The 14087-nt window shown below is 49.1% G+C and carries 13 protein-coding genes; 2 read left to right on the plus strand and 11 right to left on the minus strand.

The window, feature by feature from the left end; translation table 11 throughout:
* Positions 1–33 precede the first annotated feature (33 nt).
* Positions 34–384, minus strand: a complete 351-nt coding sequence (locus tag K7B67_RS02220) for a hypothetical protein (protein WP_252178742.1) — start codon at positions 382–384, stop codon at positions 34–36.
* A gap of 680 nt (positions 385–1064) precedes the next feature.
* Here K7B67_RS02220 and K7B67_RS02225 point away from each other — a divergent pair.
* Both K7B67_RS02225 and K7B67_RS02230 read left to right on the plus strand, forming a co-directional pair.
* Positions 1065–1229 carry a hypothetical protein gene (locus tag K7B67_RS02225; RefSeq protein WP_252178743.1) on the plus strand — a complete coding sequence of 55 codons (165 nt, stop codon included), beginning with the start codon at positions 1065–1067 and terminating at the stop codon, positions 1227–1229.
* Between the two features lie 188 nt (positions 1230–1417).
* Entirely contained in the window at positions 1418–1708 is a 291-nt protein-coding gene (locus K7B67_RS02230) for a hypothetical protein (protein ID WP_252178744.1), read from the plus strand.
* A 321-nt stretch (positions 1709–2029) separates the two neighbouring features.
* Here K7B67_RS02230 and K7B67_RS02235 read toward each other — a convergent pair whose 3' ends face one another.
* The 10 genes from K7B67_RS02235 to K7B67_RS02280 all read right to left on the minus strand — a co-directional run bounded on the left by K7B67_RS02235 (position 2030) and on the right by K7B67_RS02280 (position 13925).
* Entirely contained in the window at positions 2030–3265 is a 1236-nt protein-coding gene (locus tag K7B67_RS02235) for a hypothetical protein (protein WP_252178745.1), read from the minus strand.
* Positions 3266–3348: 83 nt separating this feature from the next.
* Positions 3349–3966, minus strand: a complete 618-nt coding sequence (locus tag K7B67_RS02240; protein WP_252178746.1) for a LysE family translocator — start codon at positions 3964–3966, stop codon at positions 3349–3351.
* A 42-nt stretch (positions 3967–4008) separates the two neighbouring features.
* Positions 4009–5388, minus strand: coding sequence for a sodium-dependent transporter (locus K7B67_RS02245; protein WP_252178747.1), 1380 nt, complete (start codon positions 5386–5388; stop codon positions 4009–4011).
* Positions 5389–5541: 153 nt separating this feature from the next.
* Entirely contained in the window at positions 5542–6423 is an 882-nt protein-coding gene (locus K7B67_RS02250; protein ID WP_252178748.1) for a hypothetical protein, read from the minus strand.
* A 213-nt stretch (positions 6424–6636) separates the two neighbouring features.
* Positions 6637–7683, minus strand: a complete 1047-nt coding sequence (gene holA, locus K7B67_RS02255; protein WP_252178749.1) for a DNA polymerase III subunit delta — start codon at positions 7681–7683, stop codon at positions 6637–6639.
* Positions 7680–8243 (minus strand): hypothetical protein, encoded by a 564-nt coding sequence (locus tag K7B67_RS02260; RefSeq protein ID WP_252178750.1) that lies wholly within the window; start codon positions 8241–8243, stop codon positions 7680–7682. Before K7B67_RS02260 ends, holA begins: the two co-directional genes overlap by 4 nt.
* Positions 8244–8359: 116 nt before the next feature.
* The gene (locus K7B67_RS02265) at positions 8360–9232 is read right to left on the minus strand and encodes an aspartoacylase (RefSeq protein WP_252178751.1); all 873 of its coding nucleotides are present in this window, start codon (positions 9230–9232) and stop codon (positions 8360–8362) included.
* An 88-nt stretch (positions 9233–9320) separates the two neighbouring features.
* Positions 9321–11186, minus strand: a complete 1866-nt coding sequence (locus tag K7B67_RS02270) for a hypothetical protein (RefSeq protein ID WP_252178752.1) — start codon at positions 11184–11186, stop codon at positions 9321–9323.
* 99 nt (positions 11187–11285) lie between these two features.
* Positions 11286–12671: a hypothetical protein gene (locus tag K7B67_RS02275; protein ID WP_252178753.1), complete on the minus strand. Its 1386-nt coding sequence runs from the start codon at positions 12669–12671 to the stop codon at positions 11286–11288.
* Positions 12672–12740: 69 nt separating this feature from the next.
* A complete protein-coding gene (locus tag K7B67_RS02280) occupies positions 12741–13925 on the minus strand; it encodes a hypothetical protein (protein ID WP_252178754.1) in 1185 nt (394 codons plus the stop codon).
* Positions 13926–14087: the final 162 nt, after the last annotated feature.

Below are 14087 nucleotides of genomic sequence, written 5' to 3' on the forward strand. Positions count from 1 at the left end.
TTCTAAAAATACAGACTCTGATAAAGGTAGTCGCTACCTGCAAATTTTGACACATTGATTAGAAGTCACACCCCCTTTTTTGAAAGCTTTTATAACTTTACTTTCTTCGCGAGCAGTACTGTTACCAAGCAGCTTATCAGGCTGTGTGAGTAAAAGTTGATCACCTTTGCTTTTATGCAAAATAGAACTATGCAGATTTGCAACAGAATATTCCCCTAGTTCTTTTCTTGTCCTTAATATTTCTGGTTTGAGTTCATCATCACCTTTAAAGACAAGTTTTTTACTTGAAGGATCTACTGTCACAGGAGAAGCTGCACTTCCATCTATCGTTTGAGGCAGTGCCATAGTTGATACAGTTAATATTGGCTTGATAGGTGAATCCATATTTTTTCCCTTCCTTGATAAATATAAGTAAATATTTAGAGCTACATTCTTCGAGAAGTGTTCATAACAGCAACGACAGCACCCCTAACAAAATAGTCATGACAACCTCAAAACCTGATCCACAGCATGAATTTCAACTCGTTCCCACGCTGGAGCAGTGTGCCATCTGGCATTTGGGCAAGCCACACTTAGGAGTAAACGCTTATTTGAGGACGTCTTCAAAAATCACAACCTGACTGCCAGTCTTTCTCCTGCAAACTATGGGAGAGTAAGCGTTCAAGCAGGGGGCAGACTCCCCCTACTTGTCGAGATCGGATTTTAACGAATTGGCCCCGAATTTCTCTTTCCAAATTCGCGGGATTAGCTCTCGGATATCTCGAGCCGGATGGAGACTGATGCGCTGGAGCACATCGACGAAGTACTTGTATGGATCAATGCCTGCAAGAAGACAACTGACGATTAACGTCTGAAACACGGCAACATTGTCTGCGCCTTGCTCTGTCCAACAGAACATCCAGTTCTTTCTCCCCATTGGGATACATCTAAGGCCACGCTCCAGGTGATTGGTGTCAATGGCAACATTCGGATCATCCAGATAGACCCGTAGCTCTTTTTCCCGTTTGTTTACGTTTACTCAGTGGGTTGCTTTTCACCAGGTCAAGGCGTTGCAGTTGTTTCTCATGCCAGTTAAAGAACTGGTCAACCAGAGGTTTGGCTTTCTGTTGACGATATTCCCGTTTTTCTTCACCTTGCAGTTCTGCTTTGCGAATTTCGTCTTCGACTTTATAGATCGCACCTATGCAGTCCAGCGCCTCTTTGGTGGCTTCCGGCTCTGCATCCTGTGACTTGACGAAGTATCTCCTGTTGTGTGTCCAGCACTGGGCATGGGTGATCTGGTGAAGTACCCTTTCTGCATCTTGCCTTTGCTTTTACGGCCTGCTTTGCCAGGGGTTTCATCCAGAGCGAGAACCCGGCTTTCCAGGCAGCTGTTGAGTACTTCATCAGCGATGGGCTTGAGCAGGTCTCCGGCGCGTTGTTCAAGGTGTGTCAGGGTTCCACGGCTGATGGTAATACCGCTGGATTCAAGCTTTTGGTGCTGGCGATAAAGGGGCGCATGGAAACGGTATTTTTCGACCAGCAGGCCTGCGATAAAACTGACGTCGGCAAAGCTGCGATCAAACAGGCCGGAGGGGGCAGCTACTGTCGTCAGGGTTTGGCTGGGCTTGTGGCGTACGACTTCGCGCTGGTATTTCAGGATGACATAACTGGCGGGGCACTGTGCCAGGCGATAGATGTATTTGTAGTTTACGTTTCCAGTTTGTGAAGGTAGCCAGACTGATGTTTTGAGTTTGACAAAAAGCTTTCTGGCTCAAACCGCCGGCCATTTGCTGGTCAATAATCTGCTGCCACTGTTCGGGGGTGAGACGGGTAAAGGGTTTCGTTAGTTGATTCATGCTTCGCATCTCCTGCGTTGTTTGCAGGAGAAAGACTGGCAGTCAGGTTGTGATTTTTGAAGACGTCCTCAAATGAGCGCTTACACTGGGCCATCTGCCTGAACCAGAAATGATCCATAGATTTTACTGACGAGGCTAATTTTTAAGCAGGTTGAACGAATGCCAGAAAAGATCACTTCAGACATTTGAAATCAAATGTATGGCTGTTCTTTTTTTGTTGCCATTTTTATGACGTCCATGAATTTGTTTCCAGACTCAGAGTCGTACATTTTGTTTTTACTTAAAATGTGTTCTATTTCTGCAACCTTGGAAAGTAAAGCCGTGGATTCCTCGTCAGTGATATGTGCCAAAAGCAATCTTAAAAAAGACATCGATGATTTTACATCGGTACGATCAATTTTGGCTAATGCCACACAGGCAGAAGTGATACTATCGATATCAGGTTTATCTGTAGCGGAAAGCTTTTCTATCATGCGTAAAACCATTGACTTATTTATTTGATGCAATCGGTCAAAAAATAAATCTTTCGTGCAGGTGCCTGTATGATCATGAGTTGAAAGTAACGAAGAATAAGCACAAACGGCATCTTCAGCGAGAGGCATAGCTCTTATATGAGCGGTACTTTCCATATCTTTAACCAGACCGTCATAAGGATTCATGTCGTAGAAGTCAAACAAGTATTCACATACATTGGAAATATTGAAATAAGAGACTTCAAACCCTTCTTCTGCCAGTATTTCAAATAAACTGACCATGTCTTTTTTTGAGAAATAGTTTGCTTCTATAGCCTGTATATAGCATTTGTTTAAGGCTGATTTAAACGCCTCAAATCGTCTTTGAGATGAAAAGCAGTGTAGATCTCTCATTGCTTTTTTGTATGCTTTAGCGTAATCCATAACTTCCGATACGTATGCATCACTGGGAAATCCTTTTCTTTTTAAACATTCCAGAGATGATAAGATTATCTGATGATACTTTTTTGGATTGAATGAAGTTACATTGCTTAATTGTTTGAGTAACTCTGCAGTAAAGTTTAAAAGGAGCGGGTTGCTGTCAACTTGTATTATTAATTCTGAAATGCATGAAAGCTCAGGAATGCTCGACAGTAAGCCTGATTCACCTGTTATGATGGATACTCTTCTTTCTTTTACAGGGAAACTGGACTCACGCAGTTTAGTTATGGTTTTAGCTAATGAAAGCTCGCAGCCTCTCATGCCTTCTGGATACTCGTTCGTGAACCAGAAAGTACTTTTTGGAATATGACCTGTTATTTCTGAGACAGGAAAGCGTTTTGCAATTTTCTCCGCAACCTTTCTCACATTAAAATGTGAAAAATAACCAGACGATTCTGGTTCTGACGCTGAATTGCAATACTCCCTTGCGACACTTTCCGTAGTTGTTCCTGACATGCCTGAACTTGGGTTCATTTTAACCACTTCCTTGTAGACTGCTTCCTTACTCTGACAATGTTTCTGTTCTTTTGTTCAAAACTCATGAACTACCCCAGACATCACATCATCAAAATCCTCAACGCCACCAGAATCAGCAACCCCCCACACAGCCTGCTGATCAGTTTTGCTCTTTTTCTCAGTGTCGGCAGGATACTGGCGTGCCCAGCAACACCAGCAATCAGACAGTACCAGAGACCATCACATAAAGTCGCCATAAGGGCCATTAACAGCTTTGTTGCCAGTGTCGTCTCTGTTGTAACGAACTGACTGAACAGAGCCAGAAAAAAGACGGCGATCTTGGGATTAAGAAAAGAGATCAGGAATCCATCCAAAGCGGCCTGACGAAGAGAGAGGGATGAAGCCTGCTGTCCTGGTACATCAGCAATGAATGTACCACTGGCGCTAATAGCCTTGTAACCCAACCAGGCCAGGTAAGCAGCACCGAGCCAGGTGATCAGCTCAAACAGCCAGGGCGTCCGGGTAATGACGACCGCCATACCGGCAGCGACCAGAAACGCATAAATACCAATACCTGTTGCGTGAGCGATGGCGGTCACCAGACCATGATTTCTTGAACCCTGAAGCGTACTTTTCATGACGGCGGCGAGACTGGGGCCCGGAGAGATCGCCCCAAGGACGCAGATAGCTAACAGAGATAACCAGGAGGACACACTCATATATGCAACTTCATTATTAAAAAAGCTGACCATTATAAGAAATCAGAGATTGCTTAGAAAGAGTATCAGAATCAGACCGGGGCAAATGGTTCTGATATACCAGGGCCAGATCTTCCAGAACAGACTGTTGCGAATTTCGGGATAGCCATGGCTCAATTCCCTGAGCAGGCGGTTCTGACGCATAATCCAGCTGCCATAAATAGCAATGAGCAGGCACAGAACCGGTTGCAGATACTGAGTAGCGACTTTAACGGCCAGACCCAGCAGCGTTTCAATGTGATAAATAATGAAAACCGACAGGCAGGCTGAGATCACCGTAATGACCCAGCTGGCGCGGTGGCGTTGAAAAGAGAGCTGTTCCACCATAAAGGCTATGGTTGGCTCAATCAGAGAAATAGATGAAGTCAGTGCAGCAATGACCAGTAGCACGAAGAAAGCCAGGGCAACCAGTTGCCCAGCCACGCCCAGTTGATTAAACAAGGTGGGCAGTACGTTAAAAACCAGAGTGTCAGCACTGTGAAGCTGTCCTGCTGCGGTGTAAATCTCTATACCTTGCTGCATGGCCGCGTACATACAGGGGATGATCAGCAGACCGGCGAGAAATGCCACTGAGCTGTCCACCAGTGCCACCTGAAAAGCGGTAAGTGGCAGGTTGGCTTGTTTATTCAGATAAGAGCCATAAACCATCATGCAGCCCACACCCAGAGACATGGAGAAGAAAGATTGCCCAAGGGCTGAAATCAAAAGCTGTTGATTGAGCAGTTTCGAAAAGTCCGGAATCAGGTAGGCTTTTAACCCCTCCATACCGCCGGGTCGGGTCAGCGCGAAGACAATAAGCACCGACAAAATAATAAACAGGGCAGGCATGAGCCTGTTGCACCAGCGCTCTATACCCTCTTTCACCCCGCCAATGACGATCAGTGTTGTCAGCACCATGAAAACCAGAGTGACCAGAACCGTTGAGTAAAGGTTGAAGTCAGTCAGCCAGCTGGCCACCGGGTGCAGGCCGCTCAATTCAAAGATCGGGGCCAGGGCGAAGCCTGTGAACCAGCCGCCGATAATGCTGTAAAAGCTGTAAATCAGAGTCAGTGTCAGCAACCCCATGATGCTGGTGATAAAGCCCAGCTTTCTGGCCCAGTTCCTGTGATCCAGGCGGGTCATAGCCGCCACTGAATTGGCTTGGCTGTAGCGACCGATGGTGAGTTCAGCCACCAGAGTAGGGTAGGCAAGAAGAAATGAGAAACAGAGATAGACCAGAACAAAAGCTGCACCGCCATTTTGTGCGGTCTGGGTTGGAAAGCTCCAGATATTTCCCACACCCACTGCACAGCCGGCAGCGGCGATAATAAAGCTCAGTCTGCTACTGAACTGGCTTCGGGTGGCCTGAGTTTCTGGTGAGGTGAGTTTATTGTGATCAGACATTCCATTCAGGGACCGTTCGTCCACTTACTTATTGTTAAATACAGTTGACCTATTGTCTGATGATCGGGCTTGACCTGCGAAGGGCTAGGAGCCGCCGGATCAGCAAACCTCAAAACTATAGCAGTGATTTTGAGGTTTGCTTTTCGTTTTTAACTATTTATCAGGGCGAATAAACAGCAACGGCTTGCCCTTTTCCAGCACATAGGGGTAGGCAATGGTTTTGTTATCGTCACCAACACCCACCTCTTTGGGAGCCATGTAAAAGTAAACCCAGCCTGGCAGGCGGGCACTCAGCTTTTGATAGAAAACATTCTCGCTGATGCTTTCCAAGCCTTCACCCTGGGTGATGGACAGACGTGGGAAAGCATCATCATCCGTCGCTGAGAAATACCAGGCTGGCTCGCCCGCGGTACTGAAATAGGAAAAAGAAGGGGCACGGCTGACCGCTTCTGGAACCGGGATATACAGACTCAGAACACAGTTCATACGGGCAAAAGAGCAGATGGCACCGGTCTGTTCCAGGTACCACTGTTTAAAAGCCAGGCCATTGAGTTGAAAAGGGGTTTTGATCGGCTTGTACTTGTAGTTCATGTCATTCAGGATGGTCAGTGCGGAGCGGGTGAGCATCCGCTCCATGGCTTCCCTGGCTCCGATCTCATCCTCGGCCATGGTAATGGGCATCCAGGCAAACACTCTGTGATGGTCGTAGTGGCTGGCGCCCGGTACCGTCCAGCCCCAGTAAAAGTGTTCAAAAGCGCCATAGGGTTTGACGTTAACACCCACGACACCGCTGGCGGCACCGTAGGCAGGATGGGAGATATTACCCAGCTTGTAATCTTCCAGCTTGCCTTCCTTGTTATAGGCTCCGGCAGGCAGCTGTTGGTCATGTACCTGATCGAGCATGCCACCGGCATAAGTCAGGTTTTTGGCCTTGGACCATTTTTCGTTATAGGCCCCTTTGTGGTTTGACAGGTTGAAGGCACAGCCCGCTATCAGCATTGCAGCAGCTACTCCCAGCAGGTTTCGAAAAATCATATCCATACACTCCTGTGCGTGGTTTCGGATTTCTCGAACCATCGGCCCTGCCGTAGAAGCCTTTATAGAAGTTCTTTGCTTGTTGCAAATGCGTCTAGTAAGTCAGGTTATTTAGTGCAATAGGAAATTATAAGCGACCAATTAAAGACATAATCAGTCGAGTGTTTAAGCCTGAAAACAGTTTTTAGCCAGACGCCTGACGGTTAGCGAGCTTCAGGTATGAGCGAGAGTGGGCAGGCCAGCCAGATTCAGACTCAGGTTCAATAGTTCGTCCCAGCTGTTGAGTTTTTCCAGCCCTTTGACACTTTTGTCTATATGACCGGTGTGAATCAGCATTTGACGAAAAGCACGTTCACTGTGACGAGCCATGCATTTTTCCAGCAGATGTTTACGCTTTTTGAGAATAAAGGGCGACATACCGTGAGCTTTGGCCGCCTGATCATAAGCCACATTCAGTGGCGTGCCCCGGGATTTTAACCGACTGAGGTGGCTGAGCAGTCGCACGTCACGGACCAGCGCCCAGAGTACAATCGGTGGCTCAATACCTTCGCTTTTCAAACCACCCAGTATTTTGACCACCGCTTTCGGATCACCATTCAATGCGGCATCAGCCAGCTGGAAAACGTCATAGCGGGCACTGTCAGACACTGCTTCCCGGACGGTTTCCACTTCAATCTTTTTGTCATTCGCCAGTAGCTTCAGTTTTTCAATTTCCTGGGAAGCGGCCAGCAGGTTTCCTTCAATGCGTTCGCAGAGCAGCGACAGGGCATCCTGGCTGGCTTCAAACCCCTGGCTTTTCAGACGTCGGGCAATCCAGCCCGGCAGCTTGTCGTGCTCAATGGGCCAGATGGGGATAAACAGTCCTTCCTGTTCCAGGGTCTTGAACCATTTTGCCTTTTGGGTAGCACTATCAAGGCGGTCGGTAATGATCAGTAGCAGGTTGTCATCAGAAGGGTGTTTCAGGTACTCCTGAAGAGCTTTTCTGCCGGCATCACCGGGCTTGCCATTGGGCATCCTGAGTTCCAGGATCTGTTTTTCAGCGAAAAGAGAAAGACTGTTGGCTGCTGCCAGGAAATCCCCCCAGTCAAAACTATTGTCGATATGGTAAACGTGGCGCTCGGTGAATCCCTGCTTTCTTGCCTGTTGCCGGATTTGATCGCAGCACTCAGAGACTTGCAGGGGCTCGTCGCCACTGACTATGTAGACAGCGGCGAGTTGTCGCTTGAGCTGGGCACCGAGTTGATCGGGTCTGATGTTCATTGTTCCGCTTGCAGCGCCTCACGCTCGGCTTCACGCACTTTGCGGGCACGGGCTTCTTCCTGGCGCAGCACTTCGCTGGAAATGCCGGCCACTCTGCGGACAGTGGTCAGCAACAGATCCTGACGAAGCTGATCAAAGATAATGGCTTCTTCGCTCTGGGCGGCGTTGACCTGGTTTTTGTCCTGATACATATAGCGCTCATTGGTGAGCACGATAGGGTCAAAGAGTTGCAGGCCATCGTCAGTGCTGAGCTGGTAGGTCGCTTTAAGGGTCAGCAGGCGCTCAAACTGACCGGCACTGGCTTGAACCTCTTCACCGGCAGTACGCTCCAGGCTCACCAGTTGCAGGTGGTAGTGGGCATTGTCTGTGATTTCAATACCATTAAGCACCAGGGCTTTTTTTAACTCCCTGACAAAGGGCAGGTCACTTCCTGAGACAGACAGCTGGGCGATTTCACTGGCGATATCGACCTTGCCTCGCAGCTGAAAGCCACAGGCTGTCAGCAGACTGGTGATCAGTAGCAGGGGCAGAATGGCTGCTGTATGAAAGCGTCTTGTCATAATCTCTCCAGTATGGTGCTCAGGCTGTTTTCTGGCTCAGGGGTCAGAATGCTAGCACGCCGACCCCCAAAGGTTAACATTGTAATGCTGGCCGGTGTAAGGTTGCCCTGAAGAGTTTAACTGCCCGGAACAACGGTTGTTCGACGAGTCATCATAAAAGCCGTGTTCTCGTAATAGTAGGCAGCTTCGTTGATAAAGATAGGGTACCCGGCTTCACCCTGGTAAGGAGTGACTGTGCCATCCATATTCTGAAACACCGGCATGCCCGGTTTCAGCTCCTCAAAATCGCTGTCCTGTAAAGAGCTGTGAACCATCGCGGATAATTGTCCATCGTCGTTTCTTGGATAAAAGACCCGGTCTGTGACGGTATAAACTTCGGTGGTCGTTGGGAGAATACGACTCCGTTCGTTTACTGACATTTGGGCGAAGTCCACCAGATGTCGGATCACTGATTCAGTGTCGGCAAACTGATCGTGTCGTAAAACTCCGTTGGGCAGAGGGCCAACTTCAACGGTCACGGCATAGTCGGAAAGGCTGTTCAGCGTTCGGCTTAATTGATTGTCACGATCACTCAGGATGATTTTTACATTCGGCATATGCTGTTGCACATAGGATGCTGCCTGAAGGTTAAAAGCGGCCTGCTCTTTGATAATCAGCGTCATTCCCATGTTGCTGGTGGTGCTGTGCAGGTCAATGATAAAGCGGTCGTTGTTGGTCTTGGGGCCAAGCAGTTGATTGATTTCCCGGGCCCGGCGATGTTCGTAAATCGAATCATCATCGCCGTCCAGAATTTCATCGGTGAAGGATCGATTCAGGTCAGAATCCATAAACCGTCTGACGGCTTTATGAGCTTCAATATTGGCCAGCAGGTAATCCACCGGAATGGTGCTCTGTTCGAAACTACCGTTCTGCTCCAGCTTTCTGATCAGGTTAGGCCCAATCAATTCGTTGCCGTGGGTTCCGCCCACGATAGTGATTTTTTTAATCATCGTTTATATTCTGACCTCGTGACATTGCCTACAAGACTAAACCCGGAGTCAGATTTGTACAACTCTTTGAGACGGGTTGGGAGGCGGATCATTCTTTGTCATCCTTCTTTCTTTTCTTGTTAGAGGATGGCTGGTCATACACTTTCCTTTTGATTTTCTTGGCTCTCTCGGGTCTCTGGTCGGCGGGCAGGTGAATCCGTTTGTGCGTTTTCAGATTGCCCGGGTGGTCGGTGCGGTAGCTGCAGCCCTTATGGTCACACTGGTGCACCTTGAGTCTCTGGTCGGCAGGCAAGTGGATCACTTTGTGCTTTTTCAGATTGGCTTTCAGGTCGGTACGGTAGTTGCAGTCTTTATAATCACACTGGTGTACTTTGGGTCTCCAGGGTCTCCAGGGTCTCTGGTCGACAGGCAGGTGGGTCAGTTTGTGCGCTTTCAGACTGCTCGTCAGGTCGGTGCGGTAGTTGCAGCCCTCATGGTCGCACTGGTGCACCTTGAGTCTCTGGTCGGCAGGCAGGTGGGTCTGTTTGTGCTTTTTCAGATTGCCCGCCAGTTTGGCGCGGTATTGGCAGCCCTCATGATCACACTGGTGCATTTTGGGTTCTTTGGGACTTTTGGTTCTTTTGGCTCTTTTGGCTCTGGGTTCCCGGGGTCTCTGGTCGGCAGGCAGGTGGGTCCGTTTGTGCGTTTTCAGATTCCACGGATAGCTGGTGCTGTAGTTGCAACCCTCATGGTCACACCGGTGCACCTCGAGTCTTTTGGGTCTCTGGTCGGCAGGCAGGTGGGTCTCTTTGTGCTTTTTCAGATTGTGCGCATAGCTGGTGTTGTAGTTGCAGCCTTCATGGTCACACGGGTGGATCCTGGGTCTTTTGGATCTCTGGTCGGCAGGCAGGTGTTTCTGTTGGTGCGTTTTCAGATTGCCCGCCTGGTCGGTCCTGTAGTTGCAGCCCTCATGGTTGCACTTATGCACCTTGGGTCTTTTGGGTCTCTGGTCGGCAGGCAGGTGTTTCTGTTTGTGTGTTTTCAGATTGCCCGCCACATCGGTCCTGTAGTTGCAGCCCTCATGATTACACCGGTGCGGCTTGAGTCTCTGGCTGGCAGGCAGGTGAGTCCGTTCGTGCTTTTTCAGGTTATTCATGTGGCCGGTACTGTAGTTGCAGCTCTCATGTTCACACAGGAGTATCTTGGCTCTCTGGTTGGCAGGCAGGTGGGTTCGTTTGTGCATTTTCAGATAGCCTGTGCGCCTGATGCTGTACGCAGGTGAAGTGATTTCCGGGTTGTTAGCAGAGTCTGCTTCTGTCACTTCTGCCTTTGGCTCAGTGGCTATTTCACTGTTTGAAATGGGATCCTGATTAATCATTTTCAGTCTCAGAGTCGCACAATACTCACCGATTTCGTTTAATGCCCGAAAAGCATCAGGTGTCGTTTTTACACACTGAACATTAGATTCGGTATCAGCTTCGTCTTCGTCCTCGTTTGAACTGTTCTCGCTGCTTTCATCAGAAGCGCCGCTGCTTTCATCAGAAGAGCCGCTGTCTTCACTGCCAGAACCCTCGTCAGATACTGTCCGACTGTAAGCCTTAGCTTCGACGTCAGGGTCGGGGGAAAAGCAATAGCGAGTGTCTGGTTTTAAGAGGATGTCATCACCGAAGCAAACTCGTGACATATCGCTGTCGCTCGCCTCGTGTTCTTGCTCCAACTCCCACCATTCAATAGTTTCGCTCTCTTCTTCAGGTCTTTTGTCGCGTTCTGGTTCTCCCATCATGGATGAGACCTCAATAAAAGGTTTCGGGGTGTTGATAAGCGCCTTGCCGACAGTCAGAGCGAAGAGCAAGGGGATACTATTTTCCTGAGCCTGGCCATTAGAGCTATGCCCATTAGAACTATGCCCATTAGAAGAACTATGCACAGAACAGGCAGCGGCCAAGGTCAAAATCAATGCTTTTTTGGATAGCAAGGCCTGAATTCCCAGTCGTTAAAATGTTTATTGGGAAGTCAGGTTAGTCAAAATCTGGAGAGAGGTCGGAGGTTTCTTTGAGCCGGGCTGGAAGGTGGATCATTCTTTATCACCCTTCTTTCTTTTTTTGCTGGGTGGCAGCTGGTTATACGCTTTTCTTTTGGGTCTCTGGTCGACAGGCAAGTGAATGTGTTTGTGTTTTTTTAGATTGCCCTTATGGTCGGTTCTGTAGTTGCAGCCCTCATGGTCACAGCGGAGCATCTTAGGTCTCTGGTCAGCAGGCAGGTGGATCTGTTTGTGCGCTTTCAGATGGCCCGGATGGTCGGTGCTGTAGTTGCAGCCCTCATGGTCACACTGGCGCATCCTGGGGCTTTTGGGTCGCCAGTGGTTCCGTTTGTGGGCTTTCAGGTGGCCCATGTGTTTGGTGCTGAAGTGGCAGTTCTCATGCTCACACTGGTGCACCTTGGCTCTCAGGTCAGCAGGCCAGTGGGTTCGTTTGTGCATTTTCAGATTGCCCGTGTGGTCGGTGCTGTAGTTGCAGCCCTCATGATCACAATGTTGTTGCACCTTGTTTTTTTTGACTTTCTTGTCGTTAGCCATGTGGGCCCGTTTGTGCCTTATCAGATGCCCCACATGCCTGGTGCTGTAGTTGCAGCCCTGATGATCACACTGGTGCATCCTGAGTCTCTGGTCGACAGGCAGGTGCGTCTGTTGGTGCCTTTTCAGAGGGCCCGCTTGCTCGGTGCTGCAGGCGCTGATTTTTAAGTGGTTAACCGGGTTCGCTGCTGTCACGTCTATCTCTGACTCAGTGGCTATTTCACTGTCTGAAACGGGCTCTTGCTTAATCTTTTTCAGTGCCAGAGTTGCACAATACTGACTGATTTCATTTGATACAGGAAAAGGATTAAGTGTCGTGGTTACATACAGAACATCAGAGTCGGCATCAGCTTCGTCTGGGCGGTTGTCGCTGTTTTCATCAGAGGTGCCGCTCTCTTCACTGCCACTGTCTTCGCTGTCGGCACTATCATCAGAGGCTGCCCGGCTGTAAGCCTTAGCTTCGACGCCAGGGGCAGGAGAAAAGCAATAGCGAGTGTCTGGCTTTAAGAGAATGCCATTACTTAAGCAAACTCCTGGCATATCGCTGTCGTTTGCCTCGGATTCTTGCTTCAACTCCCACCATTCAGTAGTTTCGCTCTCTTCTTTGATGCCTGCTTGTCCTGATTCCTCAGGCCTTTTGTCGCCTCTAAAGCGAGAGAGCATCAGACTCTCCCTTTGTTTGGCTGTTGCAATGATTTCACGTTGTTGATCGTCTCCTTGCGGCATCTCAGTGGCGATAGCTTTAACCGTAGAGTCAAGTTCTGATAGCGCCTCCCGAACCGGGAAAAAAAAGAGCAAAGGCAACCTGCTTTCCTGAGCGTGGCCATCAGAGCAATGCACAGAAAAGGCCATGGCCAAGGTTAAAATCAATGGTTTTTTGGAGAGCAAGGCTTGGCTTCCCAGTTGTGGAACGGTTTATTGTGAAATCAGGTTAGTCAAAACCTGGGTTAGAGATTTCTATTCTTTATCCCCCTTCTTTCTTTTCTCGTTAGATAGCAGCTGGTCATACGCTTTGCTTTTGCGCCTCTGGTCGGCATGCAGGTGGGTTAGTTCGTGTCTTTTCAGATTGCCCGTGTGGTAGGTGCGGTAGTTGCAGTCCACATGGTCACACTGGTGTATCTTGGGTCTCTCGGGTGTCTTGGGTCTTTTGGGCCTCTGGTCAGCAGGCAGGTGGGTCTTTTTGTGCCTATTCAGATGGTCCGCCCGGGTTCTGTAGTTGCAGCCCTCATGGTCACACTGGCGCATCCTGGATTTCCTGAGTCTCTTGAGTCTCTGGTCGACAGGCAGGTGGATCTGTTTGTGCATATTCAGGTTGCCCATGTGGTTAGTGCGGTAGTTGCAATCCTCATGGTCACACTGGTGTACCTTGGGTCTCTGGTCGGCAGGCAGGTGGGTTTCTTTGTGCTTTTTCAGACGGTCCACCCGGTAGGTGCTGTAGTTGCAGCCCTCATGGTCACATTGGTGTACCTTGGCTCTCTGGTCAGCAGGCAGGTGAGTTTGTTTGTGCTTTTTCAGATCGGTTGCCCGGTCGGTACTGTAGTTGCAGCCCTCATGGTCACACCGGTGTATCTTGGATCTCTTGGGTCTATGGTCGGCAGACAGGGGGATCTGTCTGTGCGTTTTCAGATGGTCGGCCTGATCAGTGCTGTAAGCAGTTGAGTCCGCTACTGTCACCACTGCCTCTGACTCAGTGGCTATTTCACTGTCTGAAACAGACTCCTGCTTAATCTTTTTCAGTGTCAGAGTCGTACAATACTGAATGATTTCATTTGATACTGGAAAAGGATTAAGTGTCGTGGCTACATACCGAACATTAGAGTCGGTATCAGCTTCGTCTTCGTTTGAACGGTTGTCGCCGTTTTCATCGGAGGTGCTGACGTCGCCACTGCCAGAACCCCCGTCAGAGGCTGTTCGACGATAAGCCTCAGCTTCAACGCCAGGGTCAGGAGCAAAGCAATAGCGAATATCTGGCTTTAAGAGCATGTCATCACCGAAGCAAACTTCTGGCATGTCGCTGTGGTTCTCCTCAGGTTCTTGCTTCAAAAAGAGTAAAGGCAACCTGTTTTCCTGAGCCTGGCCATTAGAGCAATGCACAGAAAAAGCCATGGCTAAGGTCAAAATCAATGGTTTTTTGGACAGCAAGGCTTGGCTTCCCAGTCGTTGAACTGTTTATTGGGAAATCAGGTTAGTCAAAATCTGGAGAGAGGTCGGGGGTTTCGATCAGGTTTCTGGCAGCCTTAAGTCCGACAGGCTGCTAGGATAGGTGAGGGCTGAACAATTTGTTAGTTACGGAGAGCTTCCCGT

The sequence above is a fragment of the Endozoicomonas sp. 4G genome (assembly GCF_023822025.1).
Taxonomy (GTDB): domain Bacteria; phylum Pseudomonadota; class Gammaproteobacteria; order Pseudomonadales; family Endozoicomonadaceae; genus Endozoicomonas_A.

Coding starts and splice junctions, on each gene's coding strand:
- K7B67_RS02240 (WP_252178746.1), bottom strand. CDS start 3,966: ATGAGTGTGTCCTCCTGGTTATCTCTGTTAGCTATCTGCGTCCTTGGG.
- holA (WP_252178749.1), bottom strand. CDS start 7,683: ATGAACATCAGACCCGATCAACTCGGTGCCCAGCTCAAGCGACAACTC.
- K7B67_RS02235 (WP_252178745.1), bottom strand. CDS start 3,265: ATGAACCCAAGTTCAGGCATGTCAGGAACAACTACGGAAAGTGTCGCA.
- K7B67_RS02260 (WP_252178750.1), bottom strand. CDS start 8,243: ATGACAAGACGCTTTCATACAGCAGCCATTCTGCCCCTGCTACTGATC.
- K7B67_RS02220 (WP_252178742.1), bottom strand. CDS start 384: ATGGATTCACCTATCAAGCCAATATTAACTGTATCAACTATGGCACTG.
- K7B67_RS02265 (WP_252178751.1), bottom strand. CDS start 9,232: ATGATTAAAAAAATCACTATCGTGGGCGGAACCCACGGCAACGAATTG.
- K7B67_RS02245 (WP_252178747.1), bottom strand. CDS start 5,388: ATGTCTGATCACAATAAACTCACCTCACCAGAAACTCAGGCCACCCGA.
- K7B67_RS02225 (WP_252178743.1), top strand. CDS start 1,065: ATGCCAGTTAAAGAACTGGTCAACCAGAGGTTTGGCTTTCTGTTGACG.
- K7B67_RS02250 (WP_252178748.1), bottom strand. CDS start 6,423: ATGATTTTTCGAAACCTGCTGGGAGTAGCTGCTGCAATGCTGATAGCG.